General features: G+C 67.9%; 21 protein-coding genes. 5 read left to right on the top strand and 16 right to left on the bottom strand.

Annotation, left to right across the window (positions count from 1 at the left end):
- Positions 1–12 precede the first annotated feature (12 nt).
- Positions 13–1,161 carry an efflux RND transporter periplasmic adaptor subunit gene (locus tag RTL41_RS03985; protein ID WP_312161570.1) on the bottom strand — a complete coding sequence of 383 codons (1,149 nt, stop codon included), beginning with the start codon at positions 1,159–1,161 and terminating at the stop codon, positions 13–15.
- On the opposite strand from RTL41_RS03985, the gene RTL41_RS03980 reads away from it, so the two are divergent.
- The gene (locus RTL41_RS03980; RefSeq protein WP_312161568.1) at positions 1,160–1,843 is read left to right on the top strand and encodes a TetR family transcriptional regulator; all 684 of its coding nucleotides are present in this window, start codon (positions 1,160–1,162) and stop codon (positions 1,841–1,843) included. The genes RTL41_RS03985 and RTL41_RS03980 overlap by 2 nt on opposite strands.
- A gap of 96 nt (positions 1,844–1,939) precedes the next feature.
- Here the strand turns inward: RTL41_RS03980 and RTL41_RS03975 are convergent, their stop codons facing one another.
- Together RTL41_RS03975 and RTL41_RS03970 are read right to left on the bottom strand one after the other, a co-directional pair.
- A complete protein-coding gene (locus tag RTL41_RS03975; RefSeq protein ID WP_312161566.1) occupies positions 1,940–4,984 on the bottom strand; it encodes a TonB-dependent receptor domain-containing protein in 3,045 nt (1,014 codons plus the stop codon).
- Positions 4,985–5,285: 301 nt separating this feature from the next.
- A complete protein-coding gene (locus RTL41_RS03970; protein ID WP_312161564.1) occupies positions 5,286–7,013 on the bottom strand; it encodes an amidohydrolase family protein in 1,728 nt (575 codons plus the stop codon).
- Between the two features lie 292 nt (positions 7,014–7,305).
- Between RTL41_RS03970 and sppA the strand changes: the two genes are divergently transcribed.
- Positions 7,306–9,081, top strand: coding sequence for a signal peptide peptidase SppA (gene sppA / locus RTL41_RS03965; protein ID WP_312161562.1), 1,776 nt, complete (start codon positions 7,306–7,308; stop codon positions 9,079–9,081).
- A gap of 3 nt (positions 9,082–9,084) precedes the next feature.
- Here the strand turns inward: sppA and RTL41_RS03960 are convergent, their stop codons facing one another.
- The 3 genes from RTL41_RS03960 to RTL41_RS03950 all read right to left on the bottom strand — a co-directional run bounded on the left by RTL41_RS03960 (position 9,085) and on the right by RTL41_RS03950 (position 15,190).
- Positions 9,085–10,125, bottom strand: coding sequence for an aspartyl protease family protein (locus tag RTL41_RS03960; RefSeq protein ID WP_312161560.1), 1,041 nt, complete (start codon positions 10,123–10,125; stop codon positions 9,085–9,087).
- 174 nt (positions 10,126–10,299) lie between these two features.
- Positions 10,300–13,299, bottom strand: coding sequence for a TonB-dependent receptor domain-containing protein (locus RTL41_RS03955; protein WP_312161558.1), 3,000 nt, complete (start codon positions 13,297–13,299; stop codon positions 10,300–10,302).
- Positions 13,300–13,522: 223 nt separating this feature from the next.
- A complete protein-coding gene (locus tag RTL41_RS03950; RefSeq protein WP_312161555.1) occupies positions 13,523–15,190 on the bottom strand; it encodes a peptide ABC transporter substrate-binding protein in 1,668 nt (555 codons plus the stop codon).
- Between the two features lie 45 nt (positions 15,191–15,235).
- Between RTL41_RS03950 and RTL41_RS03945 the strand changes: the two genes are divergently transcribed.
- Positions 15,236–15,754, top strand: coding sequence for a hypothetical protein (locus RTL41_RS03945; protein WP_312161554.1), 519 nt, complete (start codon positions 15,236–15,238; stop codon positions 15,752–15,754).
- A 4-nt stretch (positions 15,755–15,758) separates the two neighbouring features.
- On the opposite strand, the gene RTL41_RS03940 is transcribed toward RTL41_RS03945, so the two are convergent.
- Complete coding sequence (locus RTL41_RS03940) at positions 15,759–16,658, bottom strand: ABC transporter permease subunit (protein WP_312161553.1); 900 nt, start codon at positions 16,656–16,658, stop codon at positions 15,759–15,761.
- Positions 16,655–17,578, bottom strand: a complete 924-nt coding sequence (gene oppB, locus RTL41_RS03935) for an oligopeptide ABC transporter permease OppB (protein WP_312161551.1) — start codon at positions 17,576–17,578, stop codon at positions 16,655–16,657. The genes RTL41_RS03940 and oppB overlap by 4 nt, the downstream gene beginning before the upstream one ends.
- A 104-nt stretch (positions 17,579–17,682) precedes the next feature.
- Between oppB and RTL41_RS03930 the strand changes: the two genes are divergently transcribed.
- Complete coding sequence (locus RTL41_RS03930; RefSeq protein WP_312161549.1) at positions 17,683–18,093, top strand: TIGR01244 family sulfur transferase; 411 nt, start codon at positions 17,683–17,685, stop codon at positions 18,091–18,093.
- 195 nt (positions 18,094–18,288) lie between these two features.
- Here the strand turns inward: RTL41_RS03930 and pyrF are convergent, their stop codons facing one another.
- Together pyrF and RTL41_RS03920 are read right to left on the bottom strand one after the other, a co-directional pair.
- Positions 18,289–19,125, bottom strand: coding sequence for an orotidine-5'-phosphate decarboxylase (pyrF, locus tag RTL41_RS03925; RefSeq protein ID WP_312161547.1), 837 nt, complete (start codon positions 19,123–19,125; stop codon positions 18,289–18,291).
- 143 nt (positions 19,126–19,268) lie between these two features.
- Positions 19,269–19,430 (bottom strand): hypothetical protein, encoded by a 162-nt coding sequence (locus RTL41_RS03920; protein ID WP_312161544.1) that lies wholly within the window; start codon positions 19,428–19,430, stop codon positions 19,269–19,271.
- Positions 19,431–19,496: 66 nt separating this feature from the next.
- Between RTL41_RS03920 and RTL41_RS03915 the strand changes: the two genes are divergently transcribed.
- On the top strand, positions 19,497–20,396 hold the full coding sequence (locus RTL41_RS03915) for an MBL fold metallo-hydrolase (RefSeq protein ID WP_312161542.1): 900 nt from the start codon (positions 19,497–19,499) through the stop codon (positions 20,394–20,396).
- Positions 20,397–20,584: 188 nt separating this feature from the next.
- Here RTL41_RS03915 and RTL41_RS03910 read toward each other — a convergent pair whose 3' ends face one another.
- The 6 genes from RTL41_RS03910 to coaD all read right to left on the bottom strand — a co-directional run bounded on the left by RTL41_RS03910 (position 20,585) and on the right by coaD (position 22,676).
- Complete coding sequence (locus tag RTL41_RS03910; RefSeq protein ID WP_312161540.1) at positions 20,585–20,845, bottom strand: hypothetical protein; 261 nt, start codon at positions 20,843–20,845, stop codon at positions 20,585–20,587.
- A gap of 8 nt (positions 20,846–20,853) precedes the next feature.
- The gene (locus RTL41_RS03905) at positions 20,854–21,000 is read right to left on the bottom strand and encodes a hypothetical protein (RefSeq protein WP_312161538.1); all 147 of its coding nucleotides are present in this window, start codon (positions 20,998–21,000) and stop codon (positions 20,854–20,856) included.
- A gap of 24 nt (positions 21,001–21,024) precedes the next feature.
- A complete protein-coding gene (locus RTL41_RS03900) occupies positions 21,025–21,384 on the bottom strand; it encodes a DUF6481 family protein (protein WP_312161536.1) in 360 nt (119 codons plus the stop codon).
- 15 nt (positions 21,385–21,399) lie between these two features.
- A complete protein-coding gene (locus tag RTL41_RS03895; RefSeq protein WP_312161534.1) occupies positions 21,400–21,603 on the bottom strand; it encodes a hypothetical protein in 204 nt (67 codons plus the stop codon).
- A gap of 47 nt (positions 21,604–21,650) precedes the next feature.
- Positions 21,651–21,860: a cold-shock protein gene (locus RTL41_RS03890; RefSeq protein ID WP_312161533.1), complete on the bottom strand. Its 210-nt coding sequence runs from the start codon at positions 21,858–21,860 to the stop codon at positions 21,651–21,653.
- Positions 21,861–22,136: 276 nt separating this feature from the next.
- Positions 22,137–22,676 carry a pantetheine-phosphate adenylyltransferase gene (coaD, locus tag RTL41_RS03885; RefSeq protein ID WP_312161530.1) on the bottom strand — a complete coding sequence of 180 codons (540 nt, stop codon included), beginning with the start codon at positions 22,674–22,676 and terminating at the stop codon, positions 22,137–22,139.
- Positions 22,677–22,719: the final 43 nt, after the last annotated feature.

Genomic DNA, 22,719 nt, shown 5'->3' with positions numbered 1-22,719 from the left:
GACTCAGCGCCCCTAGCGGGCGCTGGCCGGCGTGGCGCTGCTGGCCACGGGAACAGATACTGAGGTGGTCGACGGCTCGGCCGCCTTCTTGGGCTCGATCTTCACCAGCTTGGCCTGGACCTTCATGTTCGGGCCCATCAGGCGCACGCCGCCGTTCACGATGACCTTGTCGTCCGGCTTCACGCCGCTGCGGATGACCCGCAGGCCCTCGCTGAGCGGACCCAGTTGCACCGGCTTGAGCGTGACCGTGCCGTCGGGGTTGACGACGTTCACCGCCTTGCGCGCGCCGTCGGCGACGATGGCGTCTTCCGGCACCAGCAGCGCGTCATAGGCTTGGCCGCCCTCGACCCTGGCCTTGCCGTACATTCCGGGCTTCAGGAAGCCGTTCGGGTTGGCGACCACGGCGCGCATGCGCACCGCGCCCGAGGCGCTGTCGAGGCTGTTGTCGGTGAAGTCGATCTGGCCGGTCCAGCGATAGTCGGCCTCGTCCTGCAGACGGATCTGCACCTTGCCGCCCTTCCCGGTCTGACGCTGGTCCTTCAGCAACTGGGCCTCGGACGCGTCGAATTCGAAGTGGATCGGGGTGGTGGAGACGATGGTGGTCAGGACGTCGGCGCCGGCGCCGCCGCCCGAGATCACGTTGCCCGGATCGACCCGGCGGTCGGAGACGACGCCCGAGGTCGGGGCGGTCACGCGGGTGAACTCGAGGTCGAGCGCGCGGGCCTGGACCGTCGCCTGGGCGACCTCGCTAGCGGCGCGCTTGTTGTCGTATTCTTCGCGGCTGATCGCCTGGACCTTCAGCAGCGTCTCGGCGCGGGCAAGGTCGGCCGCGGCGAGCTTGGCCTGGGCGCGGGCGGCTGCGAGCTGGGCCTCCGCCGGGCGCGGATCGAGCGTGAAGAGCAGTTGGCCCTTGCGCACGTACTGCCCTTCGCGGAAGTGCGCCGTCTGCAGGTAGCCGCCGGCGCGGGCGCGCACGTCGACGCGCTCGGGCGCCTCGAAGCGGCCGGTGAAGTCGTCCCAATCGACGACCGATTGCCGCAGCGGCGTGGCGACTGAAACCTCAGGCGCAGGCATCTGCGGAGGGCCTTCGGGCTTGCCGCATCCGGCCAGAACCAATGCAGCGGCAGCCGTTGCGACGAACGGCGCGAGAAACTTACGCATGATTTATCCCACGGGCGGGGGAGCGCCCAAGTCAACGGTTGATGACTTTTACATCGACAAGGCCTACATATGTCAACAGCCGATGACAACAAGGGAGCGAACCGAAGAAATGGCGGATCATCCGGCGCCGGTGCGCGCGCGCAACGCTGCGGCGACAAGGCAAGCCATCCTCGAAGCGGCGAAAAACCGTTTCGCCAGAGAAGGTTATGACGGCGCGAGTCTCCGAGAGATCGCCGCCGACGCCCGCGTCGACGCCGCCCTTGTCTCGCGCTATTTCGGCTCCAAGGAAGAGCTTTTCGTCGAGGTCCTGAATTGCGGACCGGACGCGACCGAGCTGTTCCAGGGTGAGTTGAGCAATTTCGGCGAGCGCGTCGCCGATCGCCTGATGGACGACCCCGACCGCCACGACGGCCTGGATCATCTGCTGATCATGCTGCGGTCCGCCTCATCGCCCGCCGCCGCCGGACCGCTGCGGCGCTCGATGCGCGCCTGGTTCCACGATCCCTTCGCCGCCTATCTGGGCGGCCCGGAAGCCGATGTCCGAGCCAGGCTGGCCGGCGACCTGATCATGGGCGTCGCGATCTCGCGCGCCATCACCGAGGACCATGACCTCGACGCCGAGGGACAAGTCTGCCTGCGCAGGCGCCTGGCCGCCGCCATCCAGGCCGCCGTCGAGCCGTAAGCGCTCGCTGGTGCACGCGCCTTCCATCGCCACAAACGCAAACCGGCCGGTCCCTGGGGACCGGCCGGCGCGTGGTTCAGATTGTCCTGGCAGCCCTTAGAAGGACTTGCGGACGCTCACGTACCAGTAGCGGCTGTAGGGCTGGTAGAGCGCGCCCAGGTAGCCGTCCGAAGCCAGCGGGGGCTTCTCGTCGGTGATGTTGCGGACGCCGACGCGCAGGCGGGTGTTGGACGCCAGGCCTTCGGTGAACTCGTATTGGCCATAGAGGTTGGCCGTGAGTTGCGAGTCGACCACCCAGGGCGTGCCCGCCGAGTCCACCAGGGCGGTGTCTTCGACATCGCCGATGTACTGGGTGAACGCGCCGACGGTCCACTGGTCGTAGCTCCAGGTCGCCGAGGCCGACCACTTCCACTCCGGACGGCCGTTCTGACGGACCAGGTCGCCGCCGCCGCCGATGAAGATGGTCGGGTCGATCTCGCCGGCCGCTTGCGCCGCCATCAGTTCAGCCACGCCCGGCGAGGGCGAGCGGTAGAACTTGATCAGGTGGGCGGCGTTGAAGTTGACGCTGAAGTCGCCGTACTGCGTGCCGCGCAGGTTCCACATCACGCCGATGTCCAGGCCGCGCGCTTCTTGCGGAAGCAGGTTCTGGTACTGGTCGGTGATGTAGAGGATCTGGCCGACCGGGGCGAGACCCGTGCCCGCGAAGGCGGCGATGTCGTCGGCGGTCGGCGCGGCGCGAACCACGGCGTCATACGACGAGCCGTTCAGGCGGGCCAGGTAGTCGGCGGTGATGGCGTTGCCGCCGCCGAACAGGCCGACGATCCCGTCCTGCTTCACGCGCCAGTAGTCGACGGTGAAGGTGAAGCGGCCGAAGTCTTCCGGAATGAAGCGCGGTTCGTAGACCACGCCCACGCCCCAGGTTTCGGACTCTTCCGGCTTCAGCTCGGGGTTGCCGGAGCGGCGCTCGGACGTGGCCGGCGCGGCGCAGGCCATCAGGTTGGCCAGACGTCCGGCGCGGACGTCGGCCTCGCAGCGGTACCAGTCGCGACGGCTGTTCGAACGAGTCACGAGGGTGGCGTTCACCTGCTCCAGGTTCGGCGCCTTGAAGCCCTGGGCCCACGAACCGCGGAAGCGCAGGCCGTCGACGACGTCCCAGGCCATGGCGACCTTCGGCTTGGCCACGTCGCCGGCGTCGCTGAAGCTCTCGTAGCGACCGGCGACCTGGGCTTCCAGGTTATGGACGAACGGGATCTCCATGTCCGGCGAGACGATCGGGATCGCGAACTCGAGATAGGCCGAGCTGACGGTGCGCGAACCCTTGGTGTCGGGCGACGGGCTCGACCCGACTAGGTCGTTTTCGTAGGTCACGCCGGTGTTGGCGTTGGTGAAGGTGATCGTGCCGTCCAGGCGGGCGTCGCGGTCGTCCTTCTGGGTTTCGCGGCGATATTCGACGCCCGCGGCGAAGCCGACGTCGCCGCCCGGCAGTTGGAACAGGTCGACCTTCGAAACCTTGAAGTCGGCCAGGGCCAGGGTGCTGGTGTTCTTGCGGACGGTCTGGACGCGGATGGCGTCGATCGCCGCCTGCGAGCTGGGGCGGTTGTCGCCGATGCTCGGATTGTCCAGGCTGCCGCCGTTGAACGGGTTGTAGGCGTCCGGCGTGGCCAGGGCCATCTGGCGCTGCAGCGCGGTGGCGCTGATGCCGTCAGAGGTGTCCTCGACCTGGGCCTTCGAATACAGCAGCGCGCCTTCCCAGTTGAAGCCGAACTTCTGGCCCTTCAGGCCGGCCAGGAGGCGCCATTGCTCGTTCTCGACATCGACGCGGTTCGGGCCGACGTCGACGAAGTTGTAGGCGTTCATCGTCGAAGCGACGCCTTCCGGACCGATGCTCAGGCCGGCCAGCCGGTTCGGGTTGGCCTGGCCGTTGATCGTCGTCGCGCCGAAGGGGTTGTAGTAGTTCGACGCCGCGATCGCGATCGGCAGGGTGCTGAGGTTGGTGGTCGAGGTCTGCACCGCATGGGTGGTGGCGGTGTAGTAGCCGAGCTCGCCGAACGCACGCACGTCGTCGGTGATGTCGTACTTGCCGGTCAGGAACAGGTTGACCCGTTCCAGCTCGGGCATGACCGAGGTGTTGAAGGTGGCGGAGTCGAAACGCAGGTTGCGGTCGGCGCCGGTCGCCGAGGTCGCCGCAGCGCCCGAGGCCAAGCAGATGTCGCCGCCGAGCTGGGCCGCGCAGGCCGAGTTCGTCGAGGGCTGGATGTGATAGGCGCCGGCCGCGGTGGTCAGGGCCACGCCGTTCTGGCGGATGATGCCGCCCAGGGCGGTCAGGCTGCCCCACGGCGTCGCCGTCAGGCGGTCGTCGAGGGTGACGTTGCCGGCATAGGACGTGCCCACGAACAGCGGGGTCTTGTCGAGCGACGAGGTGTAGTCCTGGTCCCAGGCGTTCAGCGCGGTGCGGTTGGCGTAGCTGGCGGACAGGCTGATGTTGCCGCGGCCCTCGTGGAAGTTGTGGCCAGCCTGCACGTTGAACTCGTACTCGCGCAGGTGGGTGCCTTCGGCGGATCCGTACTGCGCATCGACCGTCAGGCCGTCGAAGTCGTCCATCAGCACGGTGTTGACCACGCCGGCCACGGCGTCCGAGCCGTAGAGGGCGGCCGCGCCGTCACGCAGGACTTCCAGGCGCTTCAGGCCGTTCACCGGGATGGCGTTGGTGTTGTAGGTCAGCACCGGCACCAGGTTCTCGTCGGCGCGGCTGGTCGGGTGAGCGACGACGCGGCGGCCGTTCAGCAGGACCAGAGTGTTGCCGACGCCGAGGTTGCGCAGGTTCACCGAACCGACGTCGCCGCGGGCGCTGTTGCTGGAGTTCGGCAGGTAGCTCGTGTTGAAGCTGACGTCGCCCATCTGCGGGATCGAGCGGAACAGGTCATCGCCCGAGGTCGCCGCGACGTTGGCCAGTTGGGCCTGGTCGACCACGGTGACGGGGAGAGCCGCCGTAACCTTCGCGCCCTCGATCTGCGACCCGACGACGACGATTTCCTCGACCGTGGCGTCCGAGGTCTGAGCGGAAGCCGCGCCCGCCATCGAGAGGGCGCAGAGCGCCGAGGTCGCGAGCATGGCGTGACGCCAGGACATGCGAGAATTCATAGAGATTATCCCCTCAACCCATAAGTGTATCGTGGCGAATTGCAGCCCACACCACAAAGATCGCCGTCGGGGCGACAAACACATGATCATTGCCGCCTCGTCACCCTCCTCGCTTTGACTCAGCGAGAAATAACGGCGTCTGTGGCATTGCGGCCACCAAACCGCCGGTGATTGGCCCCTGTACTGGTCGAAATTGAACGGAAACTTAAGCCCGCCCGCAACTCACCACGCAGCATCACGCACGCGGCGGCAGGGCCGTCGCGTGCGCTCGATAGACAAGACGCAATGGAAAGTCGGAACCTCAGTAGAAACTGAGGTTGTCGATCTCGAGCCACATCTTCTCGCCGGCCCCGCGGCCGCCGTCGACGGTGACCTCGAGAACGTCGTCGCCCGTCCAGGGCCCGACGCCGGCGCCGCGGCCCGAGGTGCGCTTCAGGGCGCTGAACGGAACCTCGACCACGCGCCAGTCCGGCCCCGAGGCCACTTCGCCGATCCAGCGGCCGTTGAGCGTATTGATCCCGAGGTCATAGGCGCCGCCGTCGCCGCGCACCTCGAAGCGCACGCCCTTGTAGGCGCGGACGTCGACCGGCTCCACGGAACCACGGCTCAGCGGGATGATCACGCCGGCGTTCGGATCGTCCTTGGCCGACATGCGCGCCGCGATGCTCAGCGCGTGGTCCGTGGCCGTGCGGTTGATCACCTGCGCCACCTGGACGGTGCGGTCGATGCCGCCGTCCATGTCGTCCATCCGCAGGGTGTCGTAGTTCGAGCGGGGACCTTCGAAGTCGTCGATCAGCGGCCCCTTGGCCTTCACGACCGGCATCGCCTTCTGGCTGTTGGCGGGCGGCAGCTTGGTCCCCGCCCCATGCACCTGCACGCCGTCCACGAACACGCGGTCGGTCTTGTAGACGTCGGAGATGTTGGTCCACGGCTGGCCGGCGATCAGCACCAGGTCGGCGCGCTTGCCCTTCTCGATGGTGCCGCGGTCGTCCAGCTCGCCCAGCACCTTGGCGCTGCTGGCGGTGCCCGCGATCAGGGCTTCGGCCGGCGTCAGGCCGGCGCGCACCAGCAGTTCCATCTCCTTCAGCGTCGAGACGCCGTGCGGGGTGCCGACCATGCCGGCGTCGGTGCCCAGCGCGATGGTGACGCCGGCGTCGTGCAGGGCCTTCACGTTGTGCAGGGCGTAGCCGAACTTCACCTCGCTGCGCTGGCGCGCCTCGGCGCTCGCCGCGACGCCGCCCTTGGACGGATCGTAGACGGCCAGGGTCGGGGCATAGGCCGTGCCGCCGGCCTTGATGGCGTCGATGGCCGCCTGGTCGATCTCGCGGTCCTGCAGGCTGTGGGCGATGACGTCGACCTTCGCCCGCCCGGCGATCGCGCCGCGGTCCACGGTGACCGTGTGGGTGAGGACCTTGAGATTGTTGCGGTGCGCCTCATCGACCAGGGCGCTCAGCGTTCCCTCGTCCATGCTGGTGTTGTCCGCCGAGACGCCGTAGCGCCAGCCGTCCGCGAACGCCTTGATGAAGTCGGGCTTGTAGGGAACCAGCGCCTTGACTTCCATACGCGCCGCTTGAGGCGAGTTCACCCACTTGGTCGTGGCGCGGTCGGCCCAGTCGGCGCCGTGGCCGCCCGGCGTGCTCATCCGCGCGACGAAGTTGACGTGCGGCGCGGCCATCGAGCCGAGCCAGCGGCGGCGCGGCTCGAACGATTCCGGCTGCTGGTGGAAGTCGTTCACCGTGGTGACGCCCGCGGCGATATAGGCGTTGGCGATCTCCGGCGAGATGCGCGGCTCGCCGCCCGGGGTCCAGTGCGTGTGCACGTCGAAGAAGCCCGGCAGCAGGGCCTTGCCCTTGGCGTTGACGACCACGGCGCCGCGCGGCGCCTTCACGTCGGGGCCCACCTCGGCGATGCGCCCGTCCTGGATCACCACGTTGGCCAGACGCGGCGCCGCGCCCGTCGCATCGAACACCATTGCGCCGACGATGGCCACCGGCCGTCCTTCAGCCTGCGCCGCGCCGGCGAAAGCCACGACGCCGCTCGCCGCGACCAGTCCAACCGCACGCCAACCGTTCCGAACCACGCTCACTCGAACCCCCCGATACTCGCCACTAGAACTGCGGAACGAGCTCCGCTCATCCCTAGAATAGGTCCAGTTAGGCCGGGGGTGGCAAGAAAGCGATTCATATCGCCGTTCCGAGGGGACGAATTTGCCCTCTCGCCGCGCCGCGGACTCGACGCCGGCCCGACAACGTCTTCATTTGAACGCAACGCAGGCCCATGTAGCCTGGGCGCTGAAAACCTCCTCCCCTGGCGACCTCCACATGAAGCAATTCCTCCTCACCATGGCCGGCGTCTTCGCGGGTCTGGTGCTGTTCCTGATCGGCGTTCCGTTCCTGCTGATCGTCATGGCCGCCGGGGCCGCCAAGCCGGCGCCGACGCCGGCCCAGACGGTGCTGGCCCTGGATCTGCGCGACCCGCTGACCGACCAGGATCCGGTCAATCCGTTCGCCTCGATCGGCCGGCGCTCGATGTCGGTCATGTCGGTGATCGAGACCCTCGATCGCGCCGGCAGGGACGGAAAGATCAAGGCCGTGCTGGTGCGCCTGCCCGAGGGCGGGATGCCCCCCGCCGCGGCCGACGAGATCCGCCTGGCGCTGAAGAAGTTCCGCGCCACGGGCAAGCCGGTGGTCGCCCACAGCCAGGGCCTATACCCCTCGGGGGTGATCACCTCGACCTACATGGTGGGTGCGGCCGCCGACGAGTTCTGGATGCAGCCGGGCGCCTCGCTGCAGGCGACCGGCCTGGCCGCCGAGGACGTGTTCTTCAAGCGCTTCTTCGACAAGTACGGCGTGAAGGCTGACTACGAGCAGCGCTACGAGTTCAAGAACGCGGTCAATCCCTACCTGTACAGCGACTACACGCCGCCGCACCGCGAGGCGCAGCTCTCCTGGATGGGATCGGTCTACGGCACGACGCTCGTCAACGCCGCCACGGATCGCAAGCAGGCCCCGCAGGCCCTGCGCACCAGCCTGGAGGCCGGCCCCTACCTCGCCGAAGACGCCTTGAAGCTGAAGCTGATCGACAAGGTCGGCCAGGTGAAGGACGCCGAGACCGCCGTCCTGGCCAAGGCCGGCAAGGGCGCCGAACTGGTCGAGTTCGAAAAGTACATGCGCGCCAGCCGCGAGCGCGTGCCGCGGCCCGGCCCCGCCATCGCGATCGTCGAGGGCGAAGGCGCGATCATGACCGGCCACGACGGCACCGCCAATCCGTTCTCCTCGTCGTCGGCCATGTACTCCGACGACATCGCCGAGGCGCTGTACGACGCCATCGAGGACAAGGACGTGAAGGCCATCGTCTTCCGCGTCTCCTCCCCCGGCGGGTCCGACACGGCTTCGGAGCAGATCCTGGCCGCCGTCCGCGCCGCCAAGGCGGCCCAGAAGCCCGTCGTGGTGTCGATGGGGACCTATGCGGCCTCGGGCGGCTACTGGGTCTCCAGCGAGGCCTCGGCCATCGTCGCCCACCCCACGACCCTCACCGGCTCCATCGGCGTGTTCGGCGGCAAGTTCGCCCTCGGCCCGGCGCTGGAGCGCTTCGGCGTCGACGTGCGCCAGGTCAGCGTCGGCGGCGACTATGCCGGCGCATTCGGCGCGGGCGGCGAGATGAACCAGGCCCAGCGCGCCGCCTTCGCCGGCTGGATGGACCGCATCTACACCAACTTCGTCGACCGGGTGGCCGAAGGCCGCAAGCTGTCGCCCGAGCGGGTGCGCGAGATCGCCAAGGGCCGGGTCTGGACCGGGGCCCAGGCGCGTGAGATCGGCCTCGTCGACGAGGTCGGCGGCTTCTACCAGGCGGTCGACAAGGCCAAGGCCCTGGCGGGCTTGAAGGGCGACGTGCGCCTCAAGCGCATGACCACCCAGGTCTCGCCGTTCCAGGCCCTGGAAAGCGCCCTCGGCGTCTCGGCCAACTCGGCCCGGACGCTTGCGGCGGCGGCCTGGATCTTCGGCGATCCGCGCGCCAAGGGGCTGCTCGACGAGATGGCCCAGGAGCGCATGCGCAGCTCGGGCGCCATGGTGCTGGCCCCGACCCCGGTGAAGTAGGGATCAGGTCGTCGGGCGACGGCGGCGCGGGCTGCCGGCCGGCAGGGTGAAGATTACCTGCCGGCGCCCGTAGTCCAGGGTGATGGCGTCGAACTGCCGCATGGCGTCGATGCCGATCAGCAGGCTGGGCTTGGCCTTCAGATCCCAGATGTCGAAGACGTGCAGGTCCGCGAACACCGTGGTCAGCCCGGTGATGTCGAGGCCGCCGATCCTCAGCAGCGGCAGCACCGCCAGCTCGCCCCGGGCGGTCTGCCCGGTGGCGCTCAGCACCGGCACCACGTAACGCGGGGCCCGGATCTCGGTCGTGCCGAGCACCAGCCTGCGCAGCGCTGCATTGCCGACCGTGCTCTGCGAGCCTGAGTCCATGAAGGCGGTGACGGGCCGTCCGGAGACGTCGGCGCCGATGATGATGAGTTGACCGAAGCGATAACGCGCCGGGACCACGATCTGACGGCCCGAGAGCGCGTCCGCCTGGGGCAGCCGGCTCGCGGCCGCGGCGCTCAGCGCCAGGTCCGCCTTCGGCGCGCCCGGCCCCCGCGACGGGGTGATCCGGAACTCGTTCTTGAGGAAATCCACCGTCACCCGCCGCCCGCGCAGGACGTCGACGCCCAGCAGGCCGTCCGCGCCGAGGCGGCTGCGGCTCAGGGTCGGGGCCCGGATGGACCGCGTCTCCACCGCGTCGACCTGCAACAGGTCGATCGTCGCGGTGTTGGAGGGCTCGACGCCGGCGACGCCGTGCACGTCCGCGGGGCCTGCGTCCGGCAGACCCAGCCGGGCGGCGAGCTCGCTGGTGATGACGGTGCGATTGGCGCCGGTGTCGACCACGAAGTCGAACGGTCCCTGCCCGTTGATGCGAACCGGCGCCGTCACTCGTCCCGACATGTCGGCGTCGGTCGCCAGTTCGGCGCCGTCGTCGCCCGGTGCGAGGATCGGCGGCGGCGGCACGTCGGCCATGTTGATCAGGACCGGCGGCGGGCGCGGCGCGGCGCAGCCCGTCAGCGCCAGCAGGCCAAGCCCCATCGTTCGCCGATCGATCGTCTGCACGCCATCCTCCCGCGCCGCCTCCGGCGCAATGCGCAGGGGTCCTTGCCCAAAGACATGGCGAGGCCGCGGCGGCATGTCCACGCCCGACATCACCCCTGCGGCGAGCCGTGCGCGCAAAGAAAAAGGGCGGCGGATTGCTCCGCCGCCCTTCGCCTCCCTTGAGGGGGATGCGTCTTAGAAGTTGGCCGTGAAGCCGATGAACATCTTGCGACCCAGCAGATCGTAGGTCGGGTAGGTGTTCGGCAGACCGGTGCCGGCGATACGCGAGTTCACCAGCGGCGGGTCTTGGTCGAGGATGTTGTTCACACCAGCGCGCACCGTGAAGGTGTCGTTGATGTTCCACACGCCCGACAGGTCGAGGTAGCTGCGAGCCGGCAGCAGGTGGTTGAACGGGTCGTTGCCGTTCAGACCGATCGTCGGCTCGTTGGTGTCACGCTCGAGCTTCACCTCGCCGATGTAGCGCCAGGCCGCCGAGAACGTCATGTCCCACGGCGTGGTCCAGTTGACGCGCAGTTGGTGACGCCACTTCGGGTTCACCGTCTGGCATTGCGGGCCGAAGAGGCCGGCGCAGTCGTATTCCGGATCGCCCGGCAGCGGAACCGTGGTCGCCTCGATCAGGTAGGCGCCGTTCAGGGCCAGCGAGACGCGGCCGTAGTCTTCCAGACCGATCTTCTCGATCGGCAGGTTGTAGTTGATCTGAACGTCGACGCCCGAGGTGGTGCCCGAACCGATGTTGACGTTCGCGCCGTTGATGTAGCCGCCGGCGTCGATGTCGTCACCGAACAGCGAGCCGTTGACCCGGTTGCGCACGATCTGGCTGCAGAACGCATCGTCGCCGGTTTCCAGGCAGCGCGTCATGATGACGCCGAGCGGGATGTTCCCGATGGCGCCTTCCAGGTCGATCGTGAAGTAGTCGACGCTGGCGGTCAGGCCGCTCAGGAACGTCGGGGTCAGGGTGAAGCCGACCGAGTAGGTCTTGGCTTCTTCCGACTGCAGGTTCGGATTGCCGCCCGTCAGCACCGCGCACTGGCCCGAGGGGCATTGCACGATCAGGTTGGTCGAGCCGCCGTTGCCGTATTGGCCCTGCGTAACCCCGGTGCGCATGCACTGTTCAAGCGTCGCGGTGGCCGGCGCGCCCTGGTTGGGCGCACAGGGGTCGACCGACACCTGGCTGGTGTTGGTCACCGACTGCGGCGTGTACAGCTCCATCAGGTTCGGAGCGCGGATCGCCTGCTGGAAGGAGGCGCGGAACCGGATGTCGTCGATCGGCGCCCACTGCAGAGCCACCTTGTAGGTGTCCGCGGTGATGCCGGTCGAGTAGTCCGAATAGCGGTAGCCGACGTCCAGAACCAGATCGCGGGCGAACGCCGCGTCCTGGATCAGCGGGATGCGGGCTTCACCGAAGCCTTCGGTCACCGCGATGCTCTCGTCGATGGTCACCGAGGCGCCGCCGGCGCCCGACAGGTCGCCGCTGAGCTGGGCCACGTCGGGCTTGTATTCCAGGTGCTCACGGCGGGTCTGGAAGCCGAAGTTGACCGCCACGCCGTCATTGGCCCACGGCGACTTCACGCCGTACTCCGACAGGTCGCCGGTGACCGAACCTTCGATGATCCGCTGGCTGACCGCGCCGCGCGAGGTGCCGGCGATGTCGAGATAGGCCAGGGCGTCGGAGGTCACGCCGCCGTCTTGGAAGATGTTGAACGGCACGCAGCCGTCCGACTCGTCGATACAGACCGGGCCGTTCGGGCCTTGCACCACCTGCAGGGCGTTCTGGATCTTGGAGATCGAGAGGTAGTTCTGCGAGGCTTGGTACAGGCTGGTGTAGTAGTACGAACCGTACAGGTCGTAGTTCCAGGGGCCGGTGATGTTGCCCTTGGAGCCCAGGACCACGCGGTAGTTCTGGTGCTCGTAGAAGCCGTTACGCCCGCCGCCTTCGATGTTCCGGCGGCCGATGTACATGTCGACGCTTTCGCCGTTGGCGATCATGGTCGGCGTACAGCCGATGGCGCCCTGCTGCTGGCCGCTCATGAACGGGTTGTCGCAGTTGACCAGGAAGCCGCTCGTCGGCGACGGGCCGCTGCCTTGGAACAGGCCGGTCGGCGCGATCTGCACGTTCGTCCGGTCGTTCATGAACGAGAAGTCGGAGTACAGCTTGAAGTGATCGTTCACGTCGTACTTGGCGAAGAAGCCCGCGGTGTAGCGGGTGCTTTGCTGCATCAGGTACGAGTATTCGTTCGAGTTGAAGAACGGCGGAGGCGTCGTCGACGCATTCGCGTCCCACGGCACGAACTGGTTGCCGACCACGGCCAGTTGGCCGCCGGTGCCGTCGGCGCGGAACCACTGGTTCGAGTTCGGCGAACCGGCGCAGCTAGCGACCCCGGTCGCGGTCGCGACGACCTGACAGGCCGACCAGTCGCGCTTGCCTTGGAGCACCGGCTCCTGGTCGTGATAGGTGAAGAAGGCGGTGACGTTGCCGCGGCCGTCTTCGGTGTTGGCGCCGTAGACGATGCTCATGTCACGCGACGCGCCGTCCCAGGTGTTGTCCTTCGGGCGGGCGATCGTCGGGTTGTAGAGGCTCTGAACGAAGTCGTTGTGCTGGTTGTGCTGATAGATGCCCCAGTTGGCGTCGATCTGCAGACCTTCGAAGTCGCGCTTCATGATGAAGTTCACGACGCCGGCGATGGCGTCCGAACCGTAGGTCGCCGAGGCGCCGCCGGTCAGCACGTCGACGCGGTCGATGAGCTGGCTCGGGATCTGGTTGATGTCCGGCGACGGGTTCGGGTTGCCGGTGTTCGGGTCGCCGAGGCCGAGACGACGGCCGTCGACCAGCACCAGGGTCCGGGTCTGGCCCAGGCCGCGCAGGTCGATGGTGGCCACGCCGCCCGGACCCGACAGCGGGTTCGAGGTCGAGGACAGGCCGCTGGCGGCGTTCTGCGAGATTTGCGGCAGTTGGTTCAGGAAGTCCGCGGTGACCGGACGGCCGCCAAGGGTGACTTCCTGCGAGCCGACCACCTGAACCGGGCTGACGCTGGTCAGGTTCGGCTGCGGAATGCGCGAGCCGGTGACGACGATTTCGGAAACTTCCGACTCTTGGGCGGCCGCATGGCCGGCGCCGAGAGCGACGATTCCGCAAATCATCGACGACGCCAGCAGGCGTCCACGTTGCGTAGTCATTTTCAAGGTCTAGATCCTCCAGCGGTCCGCCTACCGCGACGGTGGCGACTCCCGCTCCCCACAAAAGGTTCGGTCCCGGATTCGCATTCGAACCCGGTTACCTTGGAGTTACGGGGCTTACACCGAGAGGGTCAACGCAGTTTGCGCGGCTGCAATCTTGTGGACGCCAACCTGTCGCATTCTGGTCACAGATTGTGCCCTAGCACCGCTTGCGCGCACGATTTTACCCTTTGGGCGTAACAGAATCCGCCTTCGGGGGCGTGCTGTCGGTGACACACCAGTATCGCGCACGGTGCTGGTCGACGATGTTGTCGACGAACCCTGTAACCTTCGGCGACACCAGATTCTTGTTCACGTAGAAGTAGATAGGCGCAACCGGGGCGTCATCGAGCATCAGCGCCTCGGCCTGGGCGAGGTAACCTGCGCGAACCTTGGCGTCGACCTCGGCGTCGGCCTTGGCCAGCAGGGCGTCATAGGCGGGGTTACGATAGTCGCCATAGTTCTGCGGCCCGGTGGCCGACTGCTGCAGATAGAGGAAGCTCATCGCGTCGTTGTAGTCGGCGATCCAGGCCGCATCGGCGACGTCGAAGTCCCTGGAGCGGAAGGCGGCATAGGCGATCTGCGCCTCGTTCTGCACCAGCCGGGCATCGACGCCGATCGCCTTCCAGTCGGCCTGGATGGCCGGCATGAACAGCATCGGATCGGGGGTGTTGCGGTGCTTGATCTCGAAGCGCAGCGGGTTCTTCGGGCCGTAGCCGGCCTGGGCCAGCAGCCTGCGCGCCTCGGCCTGGCGCTTCTCCAGCGGCCATGACGCCCAGGCGGGCGGCGTCGCCGGCTGGTACTCGGCCACCCCCGGCGGCACGAAGGTGTAGGCCGTCTTCTGGCCGCCGCGCAGCAGCTTGTCGGTGATGAAGTCGCGGTCGATCGACATGGTGAGCGCCGTGCGCACCCGCTTGTCCTTGAACGCCGGAACCTTCGAATTGAACGCCAGATAGGTCACGCCCAGGAAGGTGTGGGTGCGCACATAGCCCGGCATGGTCTCGCGCAGGAACGCGATCCGGTTCGACTGGATGTCGGCGTTCATGTCCAGTTCGCCGCGGGCGACGCGGCGCTCGGCCATGGCCGCGTCGGGCGTCGGGTAGAGGTAGATCTGGTCCACGCAGACCTTGTCGGCGTCGTAGAACCGCGGGTTCTTCACCAGCCGCACATAGTCGCCGAGCTTCCAGTCGGTGACGACGTAGGGGCCGTTGGAGAGATAGGTCCCCGGCTGCACCCACCGCTCGCCGACCTTGTCGAGCAGGTGCTTGGGCAGGGGCGACATGGTGTGGTGCTTGGCCAGTTCCGGCAGGTAGGGCGCGGGGTGGTTGAGGGTGATCTCGAGGATCTTCGGCGTCACCGCCCGCACGCCCAGCGCCTCCTTGGGGGCCTTGCCCTCGTTCACCGCCTGGGCGTTCTTGATGAGGTAGAGGACCGAGGCGTACTCGGACGCCGTCTCGGGCAGCAGGATGCGGCGCAGGGAGAAGACGAAGTCGTCGGCGGTGACCGGCGCGCCGTCGGACCAGTCGGCGTCACGTAGATGGAAGGTCCAGACCAGTCCGTCGGGGCTGGTGGTCCAGCGCTCGGCCATGCCGGGGACCGCCTTGCCCTCCGGATCGGAATCCGTAAGCCCGATCAACAGGTTGGCGATGATCCGGTCTTCCCAGGTCCCGGTGGACTTGTGCGGATCGAGCGTCACCGGCTCGGAGACGTTGCCGGCCTGGATGCAGACCTGGCCCTGCGGACAGGGCGGCCGCGAGGGCCCCTTGGGCCCGCAGGCGGCCAGCGAAAACGCCGCGAGGCCAAGCATCAGCGTATTGCCGAGCGCCCGGAGCGCCCTATCAATGCGGAACATCGAAACCATGGGTCACGGATGACACACTTTCCCACGCGCTCAAAGTTGACCGCCCTCGCCCTGCTGGCCGCCCTCGCCGGCTCCGGGCAGGCCGCCGCCCAGGCCCGCCCCGAAGGCCGGGCCGCGGTGCTGCAACGCCTGCTGGACTGCAAGACCATGACCGACCCGGCCGAACGCCTGGCCTGCTACGACGCCGCGGCCGGCGCCATCGACACCGCCGAGCAGAAGGGCGACATCGTCGTCGTCGACCGCGAGCAGGCCCAGGCCGCGCGCAAGCAGGCCTTCGGCCTCAGCCTGCCGACCCTGGACATCTTCAACAAGGCCGAGGCCACGCCCGAGGAGGCCAACCGCATCGAGGACACCGTCGAGCGCGCCTATCGCGGCGGCGACGGCAAGTGGGTGTTCGAACTGACCGGCGGCGCGGTCTGGCAGTACTACGACGCCGCCGACCTGGGCCGGCAGCCGAAGAAGGGCAGCAAGGTCGAGGTCCGCAAGGGCGGTGTCGGCGGCTACTTCCTTAGCGTCGACGGCCAGTCGGGGGCGCGCGCAAAGCGTTTGCGCTGAAGGGTCAGCGGTCCTTCGGGTCGATCGCGTCCCGAAGGCCGTCGCCGATGAAGTTGAAGCTCATCAGGGTCACGACCATGGTGAGCGAGGGGAAGATCAGCAGCCAGGGCGCCAGCTCCATGTCCTGGGCGCCGCCGGCGATCAGGGTGCCGAGCGAGGCCATGGGCGGCTGCACCCCCAGCCCGAGGAAGCTCAGGAAGCTCTCGGCCAGGATAACGGCAGGTATCGTCAGCGTAACATAGACCACCACCGGCCCCAGCAGGTTGGGGATGATGTGGCGCGAGATGATGCCGCCCTGGCTGAGCCCGGCGGCGCGGGCCGCCTCCACGAACTCCTTGTGTTTCAAGCCGAGCGTCTGGCCGCGGACGATGCGGCTCATGGTCAGCCACTCGACCGCGCCGATGGCGATGAAGATCAGGATGATGTTCGAACCGAACGTCACCATCAGCAGGATCACGAAGAAGATGAACGGAAGCGAGTAGAGCACGTCGACGACGCGCATCATCACCTCGTCGAGCACCCCGCCGACATAGCCGGCCACCGCGCCCCAGGCGATGCCGATGGCCAGGGAGACCAGGGTCGCCACCAGCCCGATGGCCAGCGAAACCCTAAGCCCCATAAGGAGTCTGGCCAGCAGGTCGCGGCCCAGCGAGTCGGCGCCCAGCAGGTGGCCGGCGGTCATGGGCGCGGCCCAGACGTCGTTCTTGTTGATCTGATCGTAGCTGAACGGGACCAGGTGCGGGCCGACGATCGCGACCAGCACCAGGACGGCGAGCACGGCCATGCCGCCGACCGCGGCCCAGTTGCGCAGCAGGCGGCGAAGGGCGTCGTCCCACAGGCTGCGGCCTTTCACAGCCTTTTCCATGACTTGCGCGCCGGCGCGCGAACCGGGAGCCAGGATCAAGACAGCCTCACACGCGGATCAAGCGCCGCATAGAGCAGGTCGGCGATCAGGTTCAGGACGAGGATCAGGGCGGCGTAGAAGATCACCATGCCCATGACCACGGTGTAGTCCCGCTGGAGGGCGGAAATGACGAAGAATTTGCCCAGTCCCGGCAGGTTGAAGATCTTTTCCACCACCAAGCTGCCGGTTAGAAGTCCAGCGCAGGCCGGGCCGAGATAGCTGACCAGGGGCAGGATCGCCGCGCGCAGCGCGTGCTTCCAGACAATCCTGTGTTCCGGCAAGCCCTTGGCGCGGGCGGTGCGCACATAGTTGGAATGCAGCACCTCGATCATGCCCGCGCGCGTCAGCCGCGAAATGATCGCGATCTGAGGCAGGGCCAGCACCGCAACCGGCAATATCAGGTTCGCCAGCGCCCCGCCGTTCCAACCCCCGGAAGGCAAAAGCTGCAATTTCGAGCCGAAGAACAGCACGAGCAGCGGCGCGGTGACGAATGTGGGGATGCAGACCCCGATGATGGCCACCGCCATGACCCCGTAGTCGACCAGCCGGTTCTGCCGCAGGGCGGCCAGGACGCCGAGCGTCACCCCCACCACCGCGGCGATGATGATCGCCGAGAGGCCCAGGGTCAGGCTGACCTTGTAGTTCTCCTTGAGGATCTGGAGGACGCTCTTGTCCTTGTACTTCAGGGACGGCCCGAAATCGCCGCGGGTCACGTCCCGGATGTAGTTGAAGTACTGCTCGTGCAACGGCTTATCCATGCCGTACTTGGCCATCACGTTCCGCTCGATCTCAGGCGAGAGCTTGCGATCCATGTCGAACGGGCTTCCCGGGGCGGCGCGCATCATGAAGAAGGCGACGGTGACCACCAGGAACAGGGTCGGGATGGCCACCAGCAGGCGGCGGCCGATGAAGCGGAACATCAGGGGCTCAAGGTGACGGCCGATGATCGGCCGGGCGTTGCGAAACTTTCACCGGCCCCCGATGATGTCAAACGATCGCCCCTCTCCTCCTACCGGTATTGCAGATGACTGACTTTCGACGCGTCACGGACCAGCTCTCGGTCGCCCCCCAGATCTCGACCGCCGACCTGGCGGAGGCGGCGGCCCAGGGCTTCAAGCTGGTGATCAACAACCGCCCCGACGGCGAGGATCCCAGCCAGCCGACCAGCGCCGAGATCGAGGCCGCGGCCCGCGCCGCGGGCCTGGACTACGTCCACATCCCGGTGCGCGGCGGACCGACCCCCGACCAGGTCGAGGCCAATTATCGCGCCGTCGAGGCCGCCGGCGGCCCGGTGCTGGCCTTCTGCCGCTCGGGCACCCGCTCGATCGTCACCTGGTCGCTGGGCCAGTTCCAGGCGGACGAGCGCTCGGCCGACGAGTTGGTCGAACTGGGCGCCCAGGCCGGCTACGACCTCTCCGGCGCCTTCCCGCGCTAGGCGGGCGCGGAGGCGGCGCGATCGCATGTGGCGCTGTCGTCCGCCGCCTGCGATCGTCATCCCCGGCCGCGTATGCGTGCCGGGGATCCATACGCGCCGACGATTTGCGACAAGGCTCAGCGTCTATGGATGGCCGGGACCTGGCGGCCCGGCCATGACGATCCATGGAACATCCATATGCAGCACCCTGCCGCGCTAGGCGGGGCCGCAGGCCGCCCAGGCGCGGTCGCGGTAGCGCTCTATCGCATCGCGCAGCGGCCCGGCCTGCGGCCCGCGCATGAGGATGTCGCGCGAGACCGAGGGCAGCACCCGCCCGCGGGCGGGTGCGAACTTGCGGCCGGTCTCGTCGATGTCGGCGCCCTGCGCGCCGACGCCGGGGGCGAGGATCAGGGCGCCCTTGAGCCGCTCGACCAACGCGGCCTGCGCCCAGTCGATCGTGGCGCCGACGACGGCGCCGACCGCGCCCGGCGCGGCGAGGTCGGCCGCGGCGACATTGTCGGCCAGCGCTTCGGCCACGGTGCGCCCATCCTCGTGGCGGGCGTCCTGCAGCGACCGCCCCTCGGGATTTGAGGAATGGACCACGACGAACACGGCGGTTCCGGTCGTCCGTGCGCGCTCGAAAGCCGGCCGCAGGGCCTGGAAGCCCAGATAGGCGCTGAGCGTCATGGCGTCGCCGCCGAAGCCGCCGCCCGGCCCCAGCATCGCCTGGGCGTAGCCGGTCATGGTCCCGGGCACGTCGCCGCGCTTGGCGTCGATGAGGCTGAGCACGCCCTGGCCGCGAAGCCTGACCGTGACCGCGGCGAGCTCAGCCATCCCTGCCGGCCCGAACCGTTCGAAGAAGCCGGCCTGCGGCTTGACGACCGCCACCCGATCGGCCGCCGCGTCCAGAACGGTCTGGCAGAAGCGATGCAGCCCTTCGGCGTCGCTGGGCAGGCCCCAATGGCGGAATACCTCCTCGGAGGGGTCCAGGCCCAGGCAGAGCGGAGACCGCTGCGACGCCAGGCTCGCGAAGCGTTCGGCGAAAGTCCTCATGGGCGCTGCTCCCTCGTCGCGCCCGATATGCGGCCCCTGTGGACTTGGCGGCAAACGACAAGTCCGTCGCAGATTGTTCGAAAATCTCACATGCTGAAGGGCGCGTGACGCGGGGTCGGGCTATCTCGCCGCCCGAGCCTGGGCTAGGGCTGAGCGGTGAGTTGAACCCGGGCCGCGCCCATGCTCACCTGTTCGGGTTCGCAGCTCGCTACGGCCAGCAGCAATTGCGCCGCAAGGAGACAGAGCAGCGCGAAGGCCGCCCGCTGGAGCCGTTTTGATACATAAATCGCCGCGTCCGCCGCCATGACCGACCTCGTTCCCCAGGTTCGAGAGGGTCAGAGCAAGCCGGGCGCCGCCGCAGGATGTTTTCGATGATCCCCTATGTTCGCGAGATCCATTTCGAGTACGGCGCCTGCGACCAGGTCTCGCCGCTGATCCGCCGGGTGGTGGCCAACAATCCGGGGCCGTTCACCTATCTGGGCACCGGCACCTACATCATCGGCAAGGGCGAGGTGGCGGTGATCGATCCCGGCCCCGACCTGCCCGAGCATCTGGACGCGCTGATGGCGGCGCTGGAGGGCGAGACGGTCACCCATATCCTGGTGACGCACCATCACTCCGACCACTCTCCCCTCGCCCGGCCGCTGCAGGAGAAGACCGGCGCGAAGATCTACGGCTGCGCGGTGGGCGCCAAGGCCGGCGACTCGACGGTGATCACCGAGGCCGGGCACGACCTTTCCTTCACGCCGGACATCGACATCTGCGGCGGCGGGGCGGTGTTCGAGGGACCGGGCTGGACGCTGGAGGCGATCGCCACCCCGGGCCACACCTCGAACCACATCTGCTTTGCGCTGCGTGAGGAGAACGCGCTGTTCTCCGGCGACCACATCATGGGCTGGTCGACGACGGTGGTCTCGCCGCCGGACGGCGACATGACCGCCTATATGGAAAGCCTGGACAAGGTGAAGGACCGGAACTTCGACATCCTGTGGCCGACCCACGGCCCGCCGGTGCTGGAGGTCCGCCCGTTCATCGAGGCCTATATCGCCCACCGCCGCGCCCGCGAGGCGCAGGTGCTGAAGGCGCTGGGCGAGGGCCACGGCAGGATCAAGGACATGGTTCCGGTGCTGTACGCCGAGGTCGACAAGCGGCTGTGGCCGGCGGCGGCCCGCTCGGTGCTGGGCCACATGATCGACCTGGCGCGCCGCGGCGTGGTGCTCACCGACGACCGCCAGCCGGGGCTGGACAGCGACTACCGGCTGGCAGGGTGAGCAGCGAATCCGGCGTCATCCCGGTTTGCGAAGCAAGACCGCGATCCATTGGCGCCGTTCGGACGGGCTGGACGATGCCGAGCCGAGATTTGCGGGGGCAGGTGTTGATGGGTCCCGGTCTTCGGCTTCGCCGAAACCGGGATGACGCCGTGGCGTTTCAACGGGCTTCCATGTGAAGCTGTCGCGCTCTAGCGCGCGACGCCGGTGATTTCCTTGATGGCGGCCTGGACCGAGGCCTTCTCGCCCGCGCCCCAGAGGTTCTTGAGGTAGGCCAGGGTGCGGCCGGCCGGGCCGTCGAACCGCCACTCGCAGTCCTGGAAGCGGCAGTGTTCGAAGATCGGCGGCTCGCCGCCGGCGTAGATCAGGCGGGACTTGAGGAATTCGCAATCGGAGAAGATCTGCCCGTCGAGGCTGACCGTCTCGTGGCTGTACACGACGCTCGTCGACATGGGGCTGTTCAATCCTGATCGGTCTGCGGCGGCGCCGATGCGGCCCGCGCGCGTTCACGCTCTTCGCGCTTGTCGGCGGCCTTGGCCGCATTCTTGTTCGCCTTCTGGCGTTCGCGCTCCATGCGCTCGAACTGATAGTTGGGCTTTCTCACCATCGACGCTCCTTGCGGGGTTGGGACTTACTGGCGGGCCTTGCGGGCGGCGTAGCGCTGGTCGCGCTTGGCCTTCTGCTCGGCCTTGGTGAGCGCCTTGCGCTCCTTGCGTTCGCCACGCTTGGCGTCGAGCGAGGCGGCGGCGGCGGCTTCGTCGGCCTGGCGCGCGGCCTCGGCGGACTCGGCGGCGGCCTGGAGCTTTTCGGCCTTGGCCTGGCGACGCTCGGCGCGCACGCGCTCGAGTTCGGCGGCGCGCGCGGCGCTGCGGTCGGGGGCCTGGGCGGCGGTGATCGTCGGCTTGGGACGGAGCTTGGCGAGAAGCGCCTCGCGGGCGAGCGCGGCGGTCTTCAGGCGCTCCGAAAAGCCAGTGCGTTCAAGTTCGTTCATGAGTGCTTTCGAATGTCAGTCGGCGTGCTGCGCCGCCGCGCCCGGCCTGAAGGCCGCCAGGCAGATGGCCTCCAGGTGGCCCCGCAAGGCCCGCGGCGCGAGCAAGGCGTCCACGGCCCGACAACCATCGGCCTCAAGCTGGCGCTTGAGAGCGGCGATGTCGCGCGCCTGGCCCGACCGCGCGATCTGGAACGCGCGTTCAATGGTGGGTGTCGTCATGGGCTTAGGAGCCTCTCCGCCGGGCGAGCCCGGCGGAGAGAACGACCTTAGGCGGCCTGCAGCGAGACAGCGGACATCTTGCCGCTGCGCGCGTCGCGTTCCAGGTCGTAGCCGACCTTCTGGCCTTCCTGGAGCGAGCCCAGGGTGGAGCGTTCCACGGCGCTGATGTGGACGAACACGTCCGAGCCGCCGTCGTCAGGTTGGATGAAGCCGAAGCCCTTGGTGGGGTTGAACCACTTCACAATACCGGTCGTCATAGTTTTCACCTTTCAGGCGCAAGTTTTCGTGCGCCCCGGATGGAGCGTCAGATCAAATTTTCGGAAAGGTCTTGGTCGGCTCGGGCTCGATCCGAAGAACAAGCGAGGAGAACAACCGAGCCGAAAGCGATATTCGATTTTGTCTTTGTAGCGGAAATATGGGGGCAAGGCTAGCGGCAATTATTCTGCCGTTCGCCGACGCGCCTGCACACCGCATATTTTGGCGGATTTATTGGAGTATTTCGGGGAAATACGGGCGCTGCGAAGGCCCCGCGCCTAGTCCCGGCGGGCGGCGAAGGCGGCCTCGACGCAGGGCATGACCAGCCAGTCGATCTTCTCGCCCACGGAGTTCAGCTCCTTGGCGGTGCTCGACGAGACGTGGAGGAACTGGGCCTCGCAGATGAAGTGCACCATCGGGATGGTCGGGTCGATGCGCCCGGCGACGCCGTGCAGGGTGAACTCCTCGTTGAAGTCGCTGGCCTCGCGCAGGCCGCGGACGATGTGGGTCGCGCCGATCCTGCGGGCGTAGGCGACCAGGCTCTGGTTGGTGAATTCGCCGACCTGCAGCGCGCCCTCGAACAGGGTGTCGGCCTGGGCCTCGCCCGCCGCCTGCGGCCAACGCTCGACGATCGAGCGGAGGATGAGCTGCTGGCTTTGCGCGACCCCGAAGGTGCGCGACTTGCGCACATTGGTCCCGATGGCGACGTGCACGGCGTCGAAGGTCAGCAGCGCCTTGCCGATGATGTCGAGATGTCCGCGCGTGACGGGATCGAACGAGCCCGCATAGAGGGCCTTCGTCATGCCGGACTTGCGCATGTGGACCACCGCTCCCGTGTACCCGCCCGAGTTTCGCGCGGCG

Source organism: Phenylobacterium sp. (genome assembly GCF_031984885.1).
Taxonomy (GTDB): domain Bacteria; phylum Pseudomonadota; class Alphaproteobacteria; order Caulobacterales; family Caulobacteraceae; genus Phenylobacterium.
This window is presented reverse-complemented; position numbering and strand designations above follow the sequence as displayed.